Origin of the sequence: Pseudomonas sp. TYF_14 (assembly GCF_043105275.1) — a bacterium.
Lineage (GTDB): Bacteria > Pseudomonadota > Gammaproteobacteria > Pseudomonadales > Pseudomonadaceae > Aquipseudomonas > Aquipseudomonas alloputida.
Genome location: NZ_JBICLK010000022.1, coordinates 57418 through 73313, shown reverse-complemented (window position 1 = coordinate 73313; position 15896 = coordinate 57418). Strand labels below are relative to the sequence as shown.

Genomic DNA, 15896 nt, shown 5'->3' with positions numbered 1-15896 from the left:
ATGTCGCTAAATTTCCCGCTGTTGCTGGTCATCGCCGTCTTCATCTGCGGTCTGCTGGGCTTGATCGACCTGCTGTTCCTGGCCCCGCGCCGGCGTGCGGCAATCGCCAACTATCAGGGCAGCGTCAGCCAGCCTGAGATGGCGGTGGTCGAACGGCTGAACAAGGAGCCGTTGCTGGTCGAGTACGGTAAGTCGTTCTTCCCGGTGCTGTTCATTGTGCTGGTGCTGCGTTCATTCCTGGTCGAGCCGTTCCAGATCCCTTCGGGATCGATGAAACCGACCCTGGAAGTGGGCGACTTCATCCTGGTGAACAAATTCTCGTACGGCATTCGCCTGCCGGTGATCGACAAGAAGGTCATCGAGGTCGGTGACCCGCAACGCGGGGATGTAATGGTGTTCCGCTACCCGAGTGACCCGAATGTCAACTACATCAAGCGTGTGGTTGGCCTGCCGGGCGACGTGGTCCGCTACACCAACGACAAGCGGCTGTTTGTCAACGGCCAGCCCGTTGCCGAACAACTGGTGGGCAGCGAGCCGGGTACCCTCGGCAGTGCTCAGCTGTACAAGGAAAAACTCGGCGCGGCCGAACACCTGATCCGCAAGGAAATGAGCCGTTATCGCATGCCGCCGGACCAGCAGTGGACCGTACCTGCGGGCCATTACTTCATGATGGGCGACAACCGCGACAACTCCAACGATAGCCGTTTCTGGGATGACCCGAACATTCCCAAGGAACTGCACGGCATGGTTCCGGACCGGAACATTGTCGGCAAGGCCTTCGCGGTGTGGATGAGCTGGCCAGAGCCCAAACTCAGCCACTTGCCCAACCTGTCGCGGGTTGGCCTGATCCATTGATACCCATCGGCGCTGTCCAGCAGACAGCGCCGAATGCATTTCTGACATAGGCTGTGTTCTCAGGGATCGGGAGATTCGCCGCAAATCGATCGGCGGACCACAGCCAAACAGTCTTTCAGGATGTTGATTTGAACAACGCGTTGAACAACGATCGGGTGGCCGCATGAGTGCTTCCCTTGCCGGTCTGGAGCGAAAGCTCGGTTACACCTTCAAGAACCAGGACCAGATGCTCCTGGCACTGACCCATCGCAGTTACGCCGGGCGCAACAATGAGCGCCTGGAGTTCCTCGGTGACGCCATTCTCAACTTCGTTGCCGGCGAAGCGCTGTTCGAGCGTTTTCCGCAGGCTCGCGAAGGCCAGTTGTCGCGGCTGCGTGCGCGGTTGGTCAAGGGTGAGACCCTGGCCCGTCTGGCCCGTGGTTTTGACCTTGGCGATTACCTGCGCCTGGGTTCCGGAGAACTCAAGAGCGGCGGCTTTCGCCGCGAGTCGATCCTGGCCGACGCCCTGGAGGCACTGATTGGTGCCATCTATCTGGACGCCGACATGGACACCGCCCGGGAGCGCATCCTGGCCTGGCTGGCCGATGAGTTCGAAGGCCTGACACTGGTCGACACCAATAAAGATCCGAAAACCCGCCTGCAAGAGTTCCTGCAGTCGCGCAGCTGTGAGCTGCCGCGTTACGAAGTCGTGGATATCCAGGGTGAACCACACTGCCGGACCTTCTTCGTCGAATGCGAAGTGGTACTGCTGAACAACAAGAGCCGTGGTCAAGGCGTTAGCCGGCGTATTGCCGAGCAAGTCGCCGCCGCGTCTGCACTGATCGCCCTGGGCGTGGAGAATGGCAATGACTGATAGCAACCCGACCCGCTGCGGCTACGTAGCCATTGTCGGCCGTCCCAACGTCGGCAAGTCGACCCTGCTCAACCACATCCTGGGCCAGAAGCTGGCGATTACCTCGCGCAAGCCGCAGACCACCCGCCACAACATGCTCGGCATCAAGACCGAAGGTGATGTGCAGGCCATCTACGTCGATACCCCCGGTATGCACAAGGCCAACGACAAGGCCCTGAACCGTTACATGAACCGCAATGCCTCGGCGGCCCTCAAGGACGTCGACGTGGTTATCTTCGTGGTTGACCGTACCAAGTGGACCGACGAGGACCAACTGGTTCTGGAGCGCGTGCAGTATGTCACCGGCCCGCTGATCATCGCGGTCAACAAGACCGACCGCATGGAAGAGAAAGCCGAGCTGATCCCGCACCTGCAGTGGCTGCAAGAGCAGCTGCCGAACGCCGAGGTGATGCCGATTTCCGCACAGCAGGGGCACAATCTCGAGGCGCTGGAAGCACAGATCGCCAAGCACCTGCCCGAGAACGATCATTTCTTCCCCGAAGACCAGATCACCGACCGTAGCAGCCGCTTCCTGGCCGCCGAACTGGTGCGCGAGAAGATCATGCGCCAGCTGGGTGCGGAGTTGCCGTACCAGATCACCGTGGAGATCGAGGAATTCAAGCAACAGGGCCATGTGCTGCACATTCACGCGTTGATCCTGGTTGAACGCGATGGCCAGAAGAAAATCATCATTGGTGATAAGGGCGAGCGCATCAAGCGCATCGGTTCCGAGGCGCGCAAGGACATGGAAGTGCTGTTCGATTCCAAGGTCATGCTCAACCTGTGGGTCAAGGTAAAGGGCGGCTGGTCCGACGACGAGCGCGCCCTGCGTTCGCTGGGCTACGGCGACCTGTAATTACCTGACCGGTCGGTTATTCCTGTGGGAGCGGGCGTGCCCGCGAATGCGATAGTGGGTTCACTGACGCTTTCGCGGGCACGCCCGCTCCCACACGTACATCAGGCCCCAGAGATAGTGCATGGACCAACCCACCCCCCAGCCAGCCTATGTACTGCACAGCCGTGCCTATAAGGAAACCAGCGCGCTGGTAGACTTCTTCACCCCGCAGGGCTGCATGCGAGCCGTGTTGCGCCGCGCGCGGGGTAAGGGCGGCAGCCTGGTGCGACCATTCGTGTCGCTGGAGGTGGAGCTGCGTGGGCGCGGCGAGCTGAAGAATGTCGGCCGCATGGACAGCACCGGCATCGCCGCCTGGCTACACGGCGATGCCCTGTTCAGCGGGTTGTACCTCAATGAACTGCTGATGCGCCTGCTGCCTGCCGAAGCGCCGTTCCCGGCGCTGTTCGAGCACTACACCTTGACCTTGCAGGCACTGAGTGCCGGGCGCCCGCTGGAGCCCCTGCTGCGCTCGTTCGAATGGCGGCTGCTGGACGAACTCGGTTATGCGTTTTCCTTGCACCATGACGTCAATGAGCAGCCCATTGCCACCGATGGCCTGTACCGCTTGCGCGTTGACGCCGGCCTGGAGCGGGTAGAGCTGGCGCAGCCCGGCCTGTTCCGTGGCACCGAACTGCTGGCTATGGCCCATACCGATTGGGACGCCCCCGGCGCCTTGCTTGCCGCGAAGCGGCTGATGCGCCAGGCACTGGCAGTTCACCTGGGGGCAAAACCGCTGGTCAGCCGGGAACTGTTTCGCAAGCGCTGATCAGGACGTATGCTGTTGGGCTCAATCTTCAGGAGAGCCTTTCGTGACTCACAGCAACCGCATGCTTCTTGGCGTCAACATCGACCACGTGGCGACCCTGCGCCAGGCCCGTGGCACGCGCTACCCTGACCCGGTCAAGGCTGCCCTGGACGCCGAGGAAGCAGGCGCCGATGGTATCACCGTGCACCTGCGTGAAGACCGCCGGCACATCCAGGAGCGTGACGTTGTGCTGCTCAAGGATGTGCTGCAGACCCGCATGAACTTCGAGATGGGCGTCACCGAAGAGATGATGGCCTTTGCCGAAAAGATTCGGCCGGCGCACATCTGCCTGGTACCCGAAACCCGTCAGGAGCTGACCACCGAAGGTGGCCTGGACGTGGCAGGGCAGGAAGCGCGGATCAAGGCTGCAGTGGAACGGCTGGCGCGTACCGGTGCCGAGGTGTCGCTGTTCATCGACGCCGACGAACGGCAGATCGAGGCCTCGCGTCGGGTTGGCGCACCGGCCATCGAGCTTCACACCGGCCGTTATGCCGATGCCGAAACCCCCACCGAAGTGGCTGAAGAGCTCAAGCGGATCGTCGAGGGTGTGGCGTTTGGCGTGGGGCAGGGGCTGATCGTCAATGCGGGTCACGGGCTGCACTACCACAACGTCGAGGCGGTGGCGGCGATCAAGGGTATCAATGAGCTGAACATTGGCCATGCGCTGGTGGCGCATGCCCTGTTTGTCGGCTTCAAGGCTGCTGTGGCCGAGATGAAGGCGCTGATCGTGGCGGCTTCGCGCTGATTGTTGGCCGCCTGTACCGGTCTCTTCGCGGGCTTGCCCGCTCCCACAGGTACCCACAAGCCTTGAGGCTGTGCAGCCCCTGTGGGAGCGGGCAAGCCCGCGAAGAGGCCAGCACAGGCGGCCGATCACTCGGCAGGAAACACCAGGGTAAACCGGGTAGGCCCCAGGGGGCAGCTGCTGACCTCGACCCGCCCGCCATGCAACTGCATGATCGACTTCACGATCGCCAACCCCAACCCGGTCCCGCCCTCCAGCCGCGAACGCCCCGAACCTACCCGGTAAAACCGCTCGAACAAGCGCGACTGGTGCTCTGCAGGCACACCCGGCCCCTGGTTCTCCACGGATAGCCTGACTTCGCTGCCCGAGCGTTCGATGCGCAGCGCCACGGGTTTACCCTCGGGACTGTGCCGTATGGCGTTGCTCAACAGGTTCGACAGTGCCCGCTGAAACATCAGCCGGTCTCCCAGCGCTGTCCCCCAGCCCTGAACACGTAGCTCAATTTCTTTCAGCTCGGCACTGTAGGCAAACAGCTCGACAACCCGCGCTGCCTCGTCGGACAGCGCCAAGGGTTTCAACGCAACCTGCGTATGCGGCTGGCTGACCTGGGCAAGAAACAGCATGTCGTTGATGATGCGGTTGAGCCGGGTCAGCTCTTCGATGCTGTCTTCAAGCACTTCCCGATAGTTGGCGTTGTCCCGCTCACGGGCCAGTGTCACCTGCGCCTTGCCCATCAGGTTGCTCAACGGTGTGCGCAGTTCATGGGCCAGGTCGTCAGAGAACTGCGACAGCTGCCTGACACCTTGGTCGAGTCGATCGAGCATCACGTTGATACTGCCGGCCAGGTCTGCCAGTTCCTGCGGCAGGGAGGTAGCGGGCAGGCGATGCTGCAGGTCCTGGGCCGACACCTGCCCGGCAATGCGCCGGAAGTGCCGCAATGGTTTCAGGCCGCGCTGCATCAGCCACCATGCCCCCGCACCAATCAAAACCAGTAGCAGTGGCAAGGCGAGCAACGTCGAGTGCAGGTAGGCTTGCAGCAGGGCGTTGTCGTCGGCGCGGTTGAGCGACATCATCACCTTGACAGGGGTGTTGTCGCGCAGGCGCATCAGCCGGGTAACGGTGAGGATCTGGTTACCGCCGCTGTCACGCCAGGCGTGAAAGGCCAGGCGCGCATCGGTGTGCAGTTCACCGACCCGCGATTCCAGGGCCGGGCCGAGGCTGAGCAGGTGGGGGTGGCGGCCGTCGAGAGCCAGCACACTGAGGCTTAGGTTGTCATGCCCCATCACCAGGTCCAGCAGTGGATGGGCGCGGCTGCCCAGGTCCTCGCTGCGCAGGTCGACACGCAGGTTGTGCTCGACCTGAAGCATCTTGCGCGCCAAATCCTTGCGCGCGCGGCTGTCCAGTTCGTGATCCAGGGCAAACACGGCCAGGCAGGCCAGCAGCAGCACCAGTGCGGCGCCCATCAATGTCACGCTCAGGCCCAGGCGTAACGACAGGCTGGCGTTTTTCAAAGGCGAGCCTCAAGTACGTAGCCCACACCACGCAGGGTATGGATCAGCTTGTTGTCGAACGGGTCGTCGATCTTCGCCCGCAGGCGCCGGATCGAGACCTCGACCACGTTGGTGTCGCAGTCGAAGTTCATGTCCCACACCAGCGAGATGATCTGCGTGCGCGACAACACTTCGCCAGTCTGGCGCATTAGCAGGTGCAGCAGGGCGAACTCCTTGGCGGTCAGGTCGATGCGCTGCCCGGCGCGGTAGGCGCGGTGGCGGCCGGGGTCCAGTTCCAGGTCAGCGACGCGCAGGGTGCTGGGCTGCAGTTGCTGGTCGTTGCGGCGTAGCAGGCTGCGGATGCGCGCCAGTAGCTCAGGGAACTCAAAGGGCTTGAGCAGGTAGTCATCCGCGCCCAGGTCCAGGCCTTTTACCCGGTCGGCCAAGCGACCGTGGGCGGTCAGCATCATGATGCGTGTGGCCGATTCGGTACGTAGCCGCTGCAGCACGGTCCAGCCATCGATTTCGGGCAGGTTGACGTCGAGGATGACCAGGTCATACGCCTGTTGGCGTGCCAGGTGCAGGCCGTCGGTGCCTGTGTGGGCGCAGTCGACCACGTAACCGTTCTCGCGAAGGCCCTGTTGCAGGTAGTCGGCGGTACGCAGCTCGTCCTCGATGATCAGTAGGCGCATGGGGGGCTCGGTATGTTGAAAGGGGACGATTCTTGACCCTGTAGTGACATCAGGGTCAAGCGCCCCAATGTTACGGCATGAAAAAAGGCCTGCGGTGCAGATAACGGATTTGTAATTCTGCTGTTATCTGGCTGTCTGTTCGGGCCTCTTCGCGAGTAAACCCGCGCCTGTAGGAACGGGTTTACCCGCGAAGAGGCCCGAACAGTCCACACAAGGCCACATTGCAGGACTGTAATCCCCGCCTCACCTTGCCGTTAGCCAGCCCTCGCTAGGATGGCCGTGTCTGATCGGTTATTACGAGGCAAACACGATGAACCTGACCAAATACCTGCTGTTGGCCACCCTTGCCCTGGGCAGCGCCAGTGTTTATGCCGAGGGCGGTGCGGAGCGCTCGAAGCAGTTCTGGCAAGCCTTCCGCGAAGACCAGCAGCGTCTGCATGGCGACAAGCAACAGGCTGTTGCCGAGCGCGAGCGCAAGGCGCAAGAGAAGGCGCGTGAAGTGGCCAAGGATTGAGGTAACGACACCTGCGCCGCGACGGCTCCTCGCCGCAGGTGTATTCAGGCGCCCCTGCGGGCGCCTTTTTTATTTGCGCGCCAGCAGGGTGGCGCGGCGTGGGGCAGGCAGGCCTTCGACGGTCTTGCTGTGGTCGTTCGGGTCGAGGAAGTCGCTCAGCGACTGGTAGCGCATCCACTCGGTGCTGCGCTGCTCCTCGACGCTGGTCACGCTCACGTCGACGCAGCGCACATCGCTGAAGCCGGCACGGCGCAACCAGCGGGCCAACGCCGGTACCGACGGCAGGTACCAGACGTTGCGCATCTGTGCGTAGCGGTCCTCAGGCACCAGCACCTGGTTTTCGTCGCCCTCGATAACCAGCGTTTCCAGCACCAGCTCGCCACCTTTGACCAGGCAGTCCTTGAGCGCCAACAGGTGCTCGATGGGCGAGCGGCGGTGATAGAACACGCCCATGGAAAACACGGTATCGAAACCTTCAAGGTTGGCGGGCAGGTCTTCCAGGGCGAACGGCAGGTGCCAGGCCGGTAACGCCGGCAGGTATTGCTGCACGGCCTGGAACTGGCAGAAGAACAGCCAGTTGGGGTCGACCCCAACCACCATGTCTGCGCCGGCGCCGAGCATGCGCCATTGGTAGTAGCCATTGCCACAGCCCACGTCGAGTACGCGTTTGCCTTTGAGGTCCAGGTGCGGGCCGACCCGCGACCACTTCCAGTCCGAACGCCATTCGGTGTCAACGTGCACGCCAAACAGGTCGAATGGCCCCTTGCGCCAGGGCGACAGGCCCATCAGTGCCTGGCGCATCTGCGCGCGGGTGGCGTCGTCGCAGTCGCAATCCAGACGCAACCCGTTGACCAGGTCGACTTCACTGGGTTGCAGGGCGGGCAGGGCTTCCAGCGCCCCGCGCCAGCGGTCGAGGTCACCGTGACCCTTTTCCAGCTTGGCGTCCAGTTGCGCTTGCAGGCCTTGCGACCAGGAAGCCAGGGGCGTGCCCGCCAGGCGGCGGACGAGGGGAGACAGATCGATCATGGCAGGGCTATCAACGAGGCGAAGTTAAGGCATTGGAACCAAGGCACCACTTTCGAGAAGCCGGCTGCGCGCAGGCGTTCCTGGTGGGTTTCGAGTGTATCGGGCTTCATCACGTTTTCGATGGCACTGCGCTTCTGGGCGATCTCCAGTTCGCTGTAGCCATTGGCCCGTTTGAAATCCAGGTGCAGTTCATTGAGCAGGTCCTGCGCTTGTTCATCGGCGAAGCGCAGCTTCTCCGACAGAATCAGCGCGCCGCCGGGCAGCAGCGCCTGGCGGATTCGCCCGAGCAGTTCAAGGCGCTGGTCAGGGGCAATGAACTGCAGGGTGAAATTCATCGCCACTACCGAGGCCGGCTCGAAGGGCAGGGCCAGGATATCGGCCTCCAGCACGTGCACCGGCAGCAACTCCTGGAACATCGAATCTTGTGCAGTGAGGTACTGCCGGCAGCGCTCGACCATGGCAGCGGAGTTATCCACCGCAATTACCCTGCAGCCGTCGCTGCGCACATGGCGACGCAGCGACTGGGTAACGGCGCCCAGCGATGCGCCCAGATCGTACAGTGCGGTGCCTGGCTGGGCGAACCGGGCGGCCAGAACCCCGAGGTTCTCGACAATGGTTGGGTAACCGGGCACCGAGCGCTTGATCATGTCCGGGAACACACGTACGACGTCTTCGTTGAAGACGAAGTCGGGCACCTGCTCCAGGGGTTGGGAGAAAAGGCGGTCGGGTTGTTTGCTCACGGCGAATCCAGGCGGCTGGTGATAGGCAGGGGGCGCATTCTAGCCAAACCGCAGCCGGGATGCATGGTTGGCTGACCAGCGCTTTGCGTTCAATTGACCCGAATGGCGCAATCGAAGGTCTGCACCGGGCGCACTTCCGGGGCCCAGGGTTGCTGGTAGACCAACACCAGGTTCCCTTCGCCCGTAGCGCGGGCCTGGAAGCGCCAGGTCGATAGGCCCGAGCTGCCGACGATACCGGTGTCTTCAGGCGCGCTGTAAACCTCGGGGCCAAGGCTTTGCAATACGTTGGGTGCCGGGTTCTGTACCAGCCAGCGGTAGCCGGTGGTGGGGTTGCTGGGCAGGGTAAGCGTGAGGATCTGGCCGACCTGCAGGCGCTTGGGGCATTCGCTTTCGGCGTCCAGGTCAACGGGCTGCGAGGATTGTTGCGCGCAAGCAGAAAGCAGGGCGAAGCTCAGGGGAACGAGCAGACGAGGAGAGGTCATGGTGGCTCCGAAGGCTGGCGATGGCCTGAGGATACCCGATGATCGAGGAAATTTGTGCTGCCTGTGCCGGCCCTTTCGCGAGTAAGCCCGCGCCTGCAGGGGTAGCGTACCCTTGTAGGCGCGGGCTTGCCCGCGAAGAGGCCGGTGCAGGCTAGAACAGCACTTTCGCCACGTCGGCAAAGCGCTTGGCGAAATGCACTGTCAGGCCTTCGCGCAGGTAGTCCGGCAGTTCTTCGAAGTCGCCGCGGTTGGGCTCCGGCAGGATCAGTTCGAAAATCTTCTGCCGCCGCGCCGCAATCACCTTCTCGCGCACGCCGCCAATCGGCAGTACCTGGCCGGTGAGGGTCAGCTCGCCCGTCATGGCGACACCTTTTTTGGCAGACTGGTCGCGGGCCAGTGAGAGCAAAGCGCTGGCCATTGTGATGCCGGCACTGGGGCCGTCTTTGGGCGTGGCGCCTTCGGGTACGTGCAGGTGGATGAACGCTTCGTTGAAGAAACCTGGATCCCCGCCAAATTGCTTGAGGTTGGAGCTGATGTAGCTGTAGGCAATTTCGGCAGACTCCTTCATCACGTCACCCAGCTTGCCGGTCAGCTTGAAGCCGCGGTTGTGGGTGTGGATGCGGGTCGCCTCGATCGGCAGCGTGGCGCCGCCCATGCTGGTCCAGGCCAGGCCGGTGATGACGCCTTTGCCAGCCAGTACCTGCTCGCTGCGGAACACCGGTATGCCGAGTGCGGTCTCCAGGTCCTTGGTGCCGATCTTAAGCTTGGCGTCGGGGTTTTCCAGCAGCTTGACCACGGCCTTGCGCACCAGTTTGCCCAGTTGCTTCTCCAGCTGGCGCACGCCGGCCTCGCGGGCATAACCGTCGATCACCAGGCGCAGTGCATTGTCGCTGATGCTGAGGCTGGTCTTGGATACGCCGGCCTTCTCCAGCTGCTTGGGCCACAGGTGGCGCTTGGCGATGGTCATTTTTTCTTCGGTGATATAGCCGGACAGGCGGATCACTTCCATGCGGTCGAGCAACGGCCCGGGTATTGAATCGAGGGTGTTGGCAGTGCACACGAACAGCACCTTGGACAAGTCCAGGCGCAGGTCGAGGTAGTGGTCGAGGAAGTCGACGTTCTGCTCGGGGTCGAGGGTTTCCAGCAACGCTGAGGCCGGGTCGCCCTGGTAGCTCTGGCCCATCTTGTCGATTTCGTCGAGCATGATCACCGGGTTCATCACTTCGACGTCTTTCAGGGCCTGCACCAGCTTGCCGGGCTGGGCGCCGATATAGGTGCGGCGGTGGCCCTTGATTTCGGCTTCATCACGCATGCCGCCGACGCTGAAGCGATAGAACGGCCGGCCGAGCGATTCGGCGATGGACTTGCCGATGCTGGTCTTGCCCACCCCGGGCGGGCCCACCAACAGCACGATCGAGCCGCTGATCTCGCCTTTCCAGGCGCCCACGGCGAGGAACTCGAGGATGCGCTCCTTGATGTCGTCGAGGCCGGAGTGGTACTGGTCGAGGACTTTGCGCGCGTGCTTGAGGTCGAGCTTGTCTTTGCCGTACACGCCCCACGGCAGGGCGGTGGCCCATTCCAGATAGTTGCGGGTGACGGCGTATTCGGGTGAGCCGGTTTCCAGGATGGCCAGTTTGCCCATCTCTTCATCGATGCGCTTGCGTGCCTGGGGCGGCAGGGTCTTGCCTTCCAGGCGCTGTTCGAACTGTTCGAGGTCGGCGCTGCGGTCGTCCTTGGTCAGCCCCAGCTCCTGCTGGATGACCTTGAGTTGTTCCTTGAGGAAGAACTCGCGCTGGTGCTCGCCGATCTGCCGGTTGACCTCGGCCGAAATTTCGTTCTGCAAGCGTGCGACTTCCACCTCTTTGCGCAGCATTGGCAGTACCTTTTCCATGCGTTTGAGCATGGGCACGCAGTCGAGCACTTCCTGCAACTGGTTGCCGGTGGCCGAGGTGAGCGCGGCGGCGAAATCGGTGAGCGGCGAGGGGTCGTTGGGGCTGAAGCGGTTGAGGTAGTTCTTCAGCTCTTCGCTGTACAGCGGGTTGAGCGGCAGCAGCTCCTTGATCGCGTTGATCAGTGCCATACCGTAGGCTTTGACCTCGTCGGTCGGCTCGGCGGGCTGGCGCGGGTATTCGACTTCGACCAGGTAGGGCGGGCGGTGGTGCTTGAGCCAGTTGCGGATGCGCACCCGGGACAGGCCCTGGGCGACGAACTGCAATTTGCCGTTTTCGCGGCTGGCATGGTGCACCTTGACCAGCGTGCCGTACTGCGGCAGTGCCGAGGTGTCGAAGTGGCGGTGGTCTTCTGGCGGGGTGTCCATGAAGAACAGCGCCAGGCAGTGGTCCGGTGACTTGGCTACCAGGTCGAGCGTTTCGGCCCAGGGCTCTTCATTGACGATCACCGGCAGTACCTGGGCCGGGAAGAACGGGCGGTTGTGGATCGGGATGACGTAGACCTTGTCCGGCAGCTGTTGACCGGGCAGGGCGAGGGCGTGGCTGACTTCGGCCTGGAGGGTGTGTTCGACTTCGCTGTGTTCGTCAGGGTGTTCGGGGAAATCCTGCTGGTCGCTCATGGGGCACCTGCGTGAATGACTATGGTGCTTAGATGGGGCGGGGAGGGATGGGTTTCAATGGTTCGGGAGCAGCCTTGTGTCGCGATTGGGCTGCGCAGCAGCCCCAGAATCCATCCAGCATTCTAGATCGTTGGGGCCGCTGCGCGACCGAAACGCGACACAAGGCCGCTCCCTCAGGGTTGAGCCTGCGGGAGCGGTGTCGCTTACTCGGCTAATTTGTAAGCGATGATGTAATCGCCCATCTTGGTGCCCAGCGAGCCATGGCCGCCGGCAGTCACCAGCACGTACTGCTTGCCGTCCTTGCCGGTGTAGCTCATCGGCGTAGCCTGGCCACCCGCTGGCAGGCGTGCTTTCCACAACTCCTTGCCGTTGTTCACGTCATAGGCGCGCAGGTACTGGTCGAGCGTGCCGCTGAGGAAGCCGACGCCACCGGCGGTGACGATCGAGCCACCCATGCTCGGCACGCCAACCGGCAGGCCGATCGGTAGCGGGGTGCTGTCGCGGGTGGTGCCGTTCTTGTGTTTCCACACCACCTTGTTGGTGAACAGGTCGATGGCGGCGACGTAGCCCCAGGCGGGTGCCTGGCACGGTACGCCGAGCGGCGACATGAACGGGTGCATGATCACTGCATACGGTGCGCCGGTGTTCGGCTGCACGCCGCTGGTCTCGCTTTCGCGCTTGCTGCCTTCGGCAACCTGCTCACGCGGAACCATCTTCGACACGAACGCCATGTAGTTGGGCGAAGTGAACAGCAGCTGGCGTACCGGGTCGACCGACACGCTGCCCCAGTTGAATACACCGACGTTGCCGGGGTAGACCAACGAACCTTGCTCGGATGGCGGGGTGTACTGGCCTTCATAGCGCAGCTCGCGGAACTGGATGCGGCACAGCATCTGGTCGAAAGGCGTGGCGCCCCACATGGCCTGTTCGGTCAGCTCTGGGCCGAGCAGGTTGAGGTCGGAGCGGGCCTGGGTGGGCGAGGTGTGGTCGCCTTCCACTGCGCCTTGTGGGGTGGGGATCTCGCGGATCGGCACGATTGGCGTACCGTCGCGGCGGTCGAGCACGTACAGGCTGCCTTGCTTGGTCGGTACGATGATCGCCGGTTTCACACCATCGTCGGTTTTCAGGTGTACCAGGGTCGGCTGGCTGCCGACGTCCATGTCCCACAGGTCGTGGTGGGTGAACTGATAGTTCCAGCGTGCCTTGCCGGTGGCCAGGTCAAGGGCGACCACGCCGGCGCTGTACTTCTCGGCGCCCGGGGTGCGGTCGGCGCCCCACTGGTCCGGGGTCTGGTTGCCCAGCGGCAGGTAGATCATGCCAAGGTCTTCGTCGACGCTGGCGATCGACCACATGTTGGCCGAGTTGCGGCTGTACATTTTGCCGGCAGCCAATGGCTTGGTGTCGTCCGGGTTGTTACTGTCCCAGTTCCACACCAGGTGGCCGTCGTGCACGTCGTAGGCGCGGATCACCCCGGACGGCTCATTGGTCGACTCGTTGTCGGTGACGTGGCCACCGATGATCACCAGGTCACGGGTAATCGCAGCAGGCGAGGTGGAGTAATAGCCGCCGGCGGTGAATGGGCCAATGCCGGTGGTGAGGTCGATCACGCCCTGGTTGGCGAAGCCTTCGCAGACCTTGCCGTTGTCGGCGTTGATGGCGATCAGGCGGGCATCCGCGGTAGGCAGATAGAGGCGACGCGGGCAGGCTTGGGCCACGGCCTGGCCTGCATCGGTAATTTTCGGCGCCGGGCTGCCGTCGCGGCTGACGTAGCGGTTTTCGTCATAGTACGAGACGCCACGGCAGGTCATGTGGGCAAAGCCCTTGAAGGTGCCGGTCGGGCTCTTGACCTGCGGGTCGTAGCGCCAGATTTCTGCGCCAGTGTCCGGGTCCAGCGCCAGCAGGCGACTGTGCGCGGTGCAGGCGTAAAGCATGCCGTTGACCTTCAGCGGGGTGTTCTGGTTGGTCAGCTCCACCGGGTCGTTTTCGGTTGGCAGATCACCGGTGCGAATGCGCCAGGCTTCTTCCAGACGGTAGGCGTTCTGCGGGGTGATCTGGCGCAGCGGCGAGTAGCGGTCGCCATGCTCGGTACGGCCGTAGGCCTGCCATTCGCCGTCGGGCATGGCCGGGGCGGCGCTGGCCATTTCGCTGCTGTCGCGGCCCAGTTCGCCGAACACTTCACCGGGATGGGTGAACTGGCTGGCCAGCGCGCAAGCGCCCGAAGCGACCACTGCCACGCCGAGCAGTGCAGTGTTGGCTTTGCTGGCTGGGCCGATCAGCGGGCGACGTGCCCACGGCAGCAGCAACACCACGCCGATGGCGAACCAGATAGCCAGCCGTGGCACCAGTTGCCACCAGTCCAGGCCTACTTCGAACAGGGCCCACACGGTGCTGCCCAGCAGCACCAGGCCATACAGGCCCAGGGCGATCTGGCGTTGGGCCAGCAGCAGGACGCCCGAAAGGGCAAAGCCAATACCGGCGATCAGGTAGTACAGCGATCCGCCCAGCTGGCTCAGCTTGATACCGCCGGCCAGCAGGGCCAGGCCCATCAGCAACAGCAGCGCGCCAATCAGGCGCGGTAGCCAGCGGCTTCCTTGGTTCGCACCTTCAGTGCTCATCGTAGGTTCTCCGTCAGGTCAAAAAAGGGGTTAGAAACTGCTCTGGATCTTCAGGCCGCCGATCAGGGCGCCATCGACCTGCGACACCCCGCCCGGGTGGCGGATGTACTGCAGGTTGGGGCGTACCGTGAGCCAGTCGGCCAAATGAATGCCGTAATACAGCTCGGCGCTGTACTCGGTGTCCTGCACTGGCAGGAAGCCCGGGTTGTCGTAGTCATAGAGGCCGGCGGCCTGGTTGACCAGGCGGGCGTTCTTGCGATAGGCAGGGTTGACGTGCACGCGGGCCAGGGCGAAACCGATGTCGTCCTTGGCGCGGGCATCGAAAGGCCCTTTGAATACCAGTCCTGCCTGCACATAGTTGTCGATGGCATTGGTCTTTTTGTCATGCACCGTGGCGTTGGCGAACACGCTCAAGCCGCGCGACTGGTCGGACGCCAGCGAGGTGACCTGCTGCTGGGCGCCAATCCACAAGCCGTGCTTGCTCGAACTGCTGCGGTAGGCGGCGCCGCTGAGGGCGGCCGGCTGACCGTTGCTGTCCTTGAGAACATCTTGTGCCTTGGCATTACTGTAGTAGTAGCCGGCACGATATTCCCCTTTCAAGCCTTGGATACGTGGGGTCCATACCAGTTCGAACGGCATTACCGCACCTTGGGTGCCGCTGCCGCTGAGCTTGAAACCATTGCCGGATTCGAGGTTGGAAGGGTTCTGCTCGAAGACGCCGACCTGGGCGTACAGCTCGGGGGTAAGGTTGTAGCGCACGCGCAGGGCCCACTGGCTGACTGGCCAGTTGTACCAGATGCCACCCACCCAGTTGCCCACCTGCGAGCCGCAGAAAGCCAGGTTCTGGAAGTCGCAAGGGAAGCTGTTGAAGTCCTCGCCTTCACCGAAGCGGCCGAATTTCACATCCAGCGCACCGTCGAAGTACTTCTGCTTGATCCACATCTGCGTCAGTCGCCAGGTTTCGCCGCGGCCCCAGACTTCCTGGGCGGAGGTGAAGCCGCCGACACGCGGGTCGTTGATGCGGTCGTTGCTGATGTTGTCGCCGTGGCGCTCGGTGACGGTCAGCTGGAATTCGGTGTCGTGCCAGCCGAGGATCTTCTCCAGGTCCAGGTGGCTGCCGAAGGTGAACTGGTCGCTGTAGCGCGCGGTGCGGTCGTGGTCGTAGCCGCCGTGCAGGTTGCTGCCCATCTCGCCGGTGTAGCCAAGGGTGAAGTCGTAGCCCTTTTCCAGCAGTTCGCTGCGGGTTCCACCCCAGTCGCCGAGCATCCAAGGGGAGTCGCTGGCGAACATTTCGCTGGCGCCGGCGGGGGTTGCCAAGGCACTGAGGGCCAGGCCGATGTAGCAGGTTTTAGGCAGTTGGAACATGAGATAGCGCTATCTTTTGATTATTGAAAAAAACGGCAAGCGCATCGAAGGGCGGGCCCCTCAATGGATATGGCGACAAGATTGTTCGATGAAGCGTTTCAGCTTGCGGCGGGGAGGATATAGGGGAAGTTATAAGAAAAAAAGACAAATTGTCGCAGAGGATTGTTGTTGAACGGGCAACAGTCGTCATTAATCGAGGCAGGTGTAGGAGCGG

The 15896-nt window shown here is 62.8% G+C and carries 14 protein-coding genes; 6 read left to right on the top strand and 8 right to left on the bottom strand.

Annotated features, from left to right (window positions below; all coding sequences use genetic code 11):
* From lepB to pdxJ, 5 genes are all read left to right on the top strand, one after another.
* Positions 1-855 carry a signal peptidase I gene (gene lepB, locus ACF8O8_RS06190; protein WP_003252057.1) on the top strand — a complete coding sequence of 285 codons (855 nt, stop codon included), beginning with the start codon at positions 1-3 and terminating at the stop codon, positions 853-855.
* A 163-nt stretch (positions 856-1018) separates the two neighbouring features.
* Entirely contained in the window at positions 1019-1708 is a 690-nt protein-coding gene (rnc, locus tag ACF8O8_RS06185; protein ID WP_003252059.1) for a ribonuclease III, read from the top strand.
* Positions 1701-2603 carry a GTPase Era gene (gene era / locus ACF8O8_RS06180; protein WP_003252061.1) on the top strand — a complete coding sequence of 301 codons (903 nt, stop codon included), beginning with the start codon at positions 1701-1703 and terminating at the stop codon, positions 2601-2603. The genes rnc and era overlap by 8 nt, the downstream gene beginning before the upstream one ends.
* 121 nt (positions 2604-2724) lie before the next feature.
* Positions 2725-3408, top strand: coding sequence for a DNA repair protein RecO (recO, locus tag ACF8O8_RS06175; protein ID WP_392509390.1), 684 nt, complete (start codon positions 2725-2727; stop codon positions 3406-3408).
* A 61-nt stretch (positions 3409-3469) separates the two neighbouring features.
* Positions 3470-4192, top strand: coding sequence for a pyridoxine 5'-phosphate synthase (gene pdxJ / locus ACF8O8_RS06170; protein ID WP_392509408.1), 723 nt, complete (start codon positions 3470-3472; stop codon positions 4190-4192).
* A 125-nt stretch (positions 4193-4317) separates the two neighbouring features.
* Here pdxJ and ACF8O8_RS06165 read toward each other — a convergent pair whose 3' ends face one another.
* Both ACF8O8_RS06165 and ACF8O8_RS06160 read right to left on the bottom strand, forming a co-directional pair.
* Entirely contained in the window at positions 4318-5700 is a 1383-nt protein-coding gene (locus tag ACF8O8_RS06165; protein WP_012053600.1) for a heavy metal sensor histidine kinase, read from the bottom strand.
* On the bottom strand, positions 5697-6371 hold the full coding sequence (locus ACF8O8_RS06160; RefSeq protein WP_392509389.1) for a heavy metal response regulator transcription factor: 675 nt from the start codon (positions 6369-6371) through the stop codon (positions 5697-5699). The genes ACF8O8_RS06165 and ACF8O8_RS06160 overlap by 4 nt, the downstream gene beginning before the upstream one ends.
* A 310-nt stretch (positions 6372-6681) precedes the next feature.
* Here ACF8O8_RS06160 and ACF8O8_RS06155 point away from each other — a divergent pair, with 310 nt between their 5' ends.
* The gene (locus ACF8O8_RS06155; RefSeq protein WP_003252072.1) at positions 6682-6885 is read left to right on the top strand and encodes a hypothetical protein; all 204 of its coding nucleotides are present in this window, start codon (positions 6682-6684) and stop codon (positions 6883-6885) included.
* Between the two features lie 69 nt (positions 6886-6954).
* Here ACF8O8_RS06155 and cmoB read toward each other — a convergent pair whose 3' ends face one another.
* The 6 genes from cmoB to ACF8O8_RS06125 all read right to left on the bottom strand — a co-directional run bounded on the left by cmoB (position 6955) and on the right by ACF8O8_RS06125 (position 15682).
* Positions 6955-7911: a tRNA 5-methoxyuridine(34)/uridine 5-oxyacetic acid(34) synthase CmoB gene (gene cmoB / locus ACF8O8_RS06150; protein WP_392509388.1), complete on the bottom strand. Its 957-nt coding sequence runs from the start codon at positions 7909-7911 to the stop codon at positions 6955-6957.
* Positions 7908-8651, bottom strand: coding sequence for a carboxy-S-adenosyl-L-methionine synthase CmoA (gene cmoA, locus ACF8O8_RS06145; protein WP_004575434.1), 744 nt, complete (start codon positions 8649-8651; stop codon positions 7908-7910). The genes cmoB and cmoA overlap by 4 nt, the downstream gene beginning before the upstream one ends.
* 89 nt (positions 8652-8740) lie before the next feature.
* Positions 8741-9133: a protease inhibitor I42 family protein gene (locus ACF8O8_RS06140; RefSeq protein WP_049587373.1), complete on the bottom strand. Its 393-nt coding sequence runs from the start codon at positions 9131-9133 to the stop codon at positions 8741-8743.
* Positions 9134-9284: 151 nt separating this feature from the next.
* Entirely contained in the window at positions 9285-11702 is a 2418-nt protein-coding gene (lon, locus tag ACF8O8_RS06135; protein ID WP_392509387.1) for an endopeptidase La, read from the bottom strand.
* Positions 11703-11905: 203 nt separating this feature from the next.
* Entirely contained in the window at positions 11906-14317 is a 2412-nt protein-coding gene (locus tag ACF8O8_RS06130; RefSeq protein WP_010952544.1) for a glucose/quinate/shikimate family membrane-bound PQQ-dependent dehydrogenase, read from the bottom strand.
* 30 nt (positions 14318-14347) lie between these two features.
* Complete coding sequence (locus tag ACF8O8_RS06125; protein ID WP_010952545.1) at positions 14348-15682, bottom strand: carbohydrate porin; 1335 nt, start codon at positions 15680-15682, stop codon at positions 14348-14350.
* Positions 15683-15896: the final 214 nt, after the last annotated feature.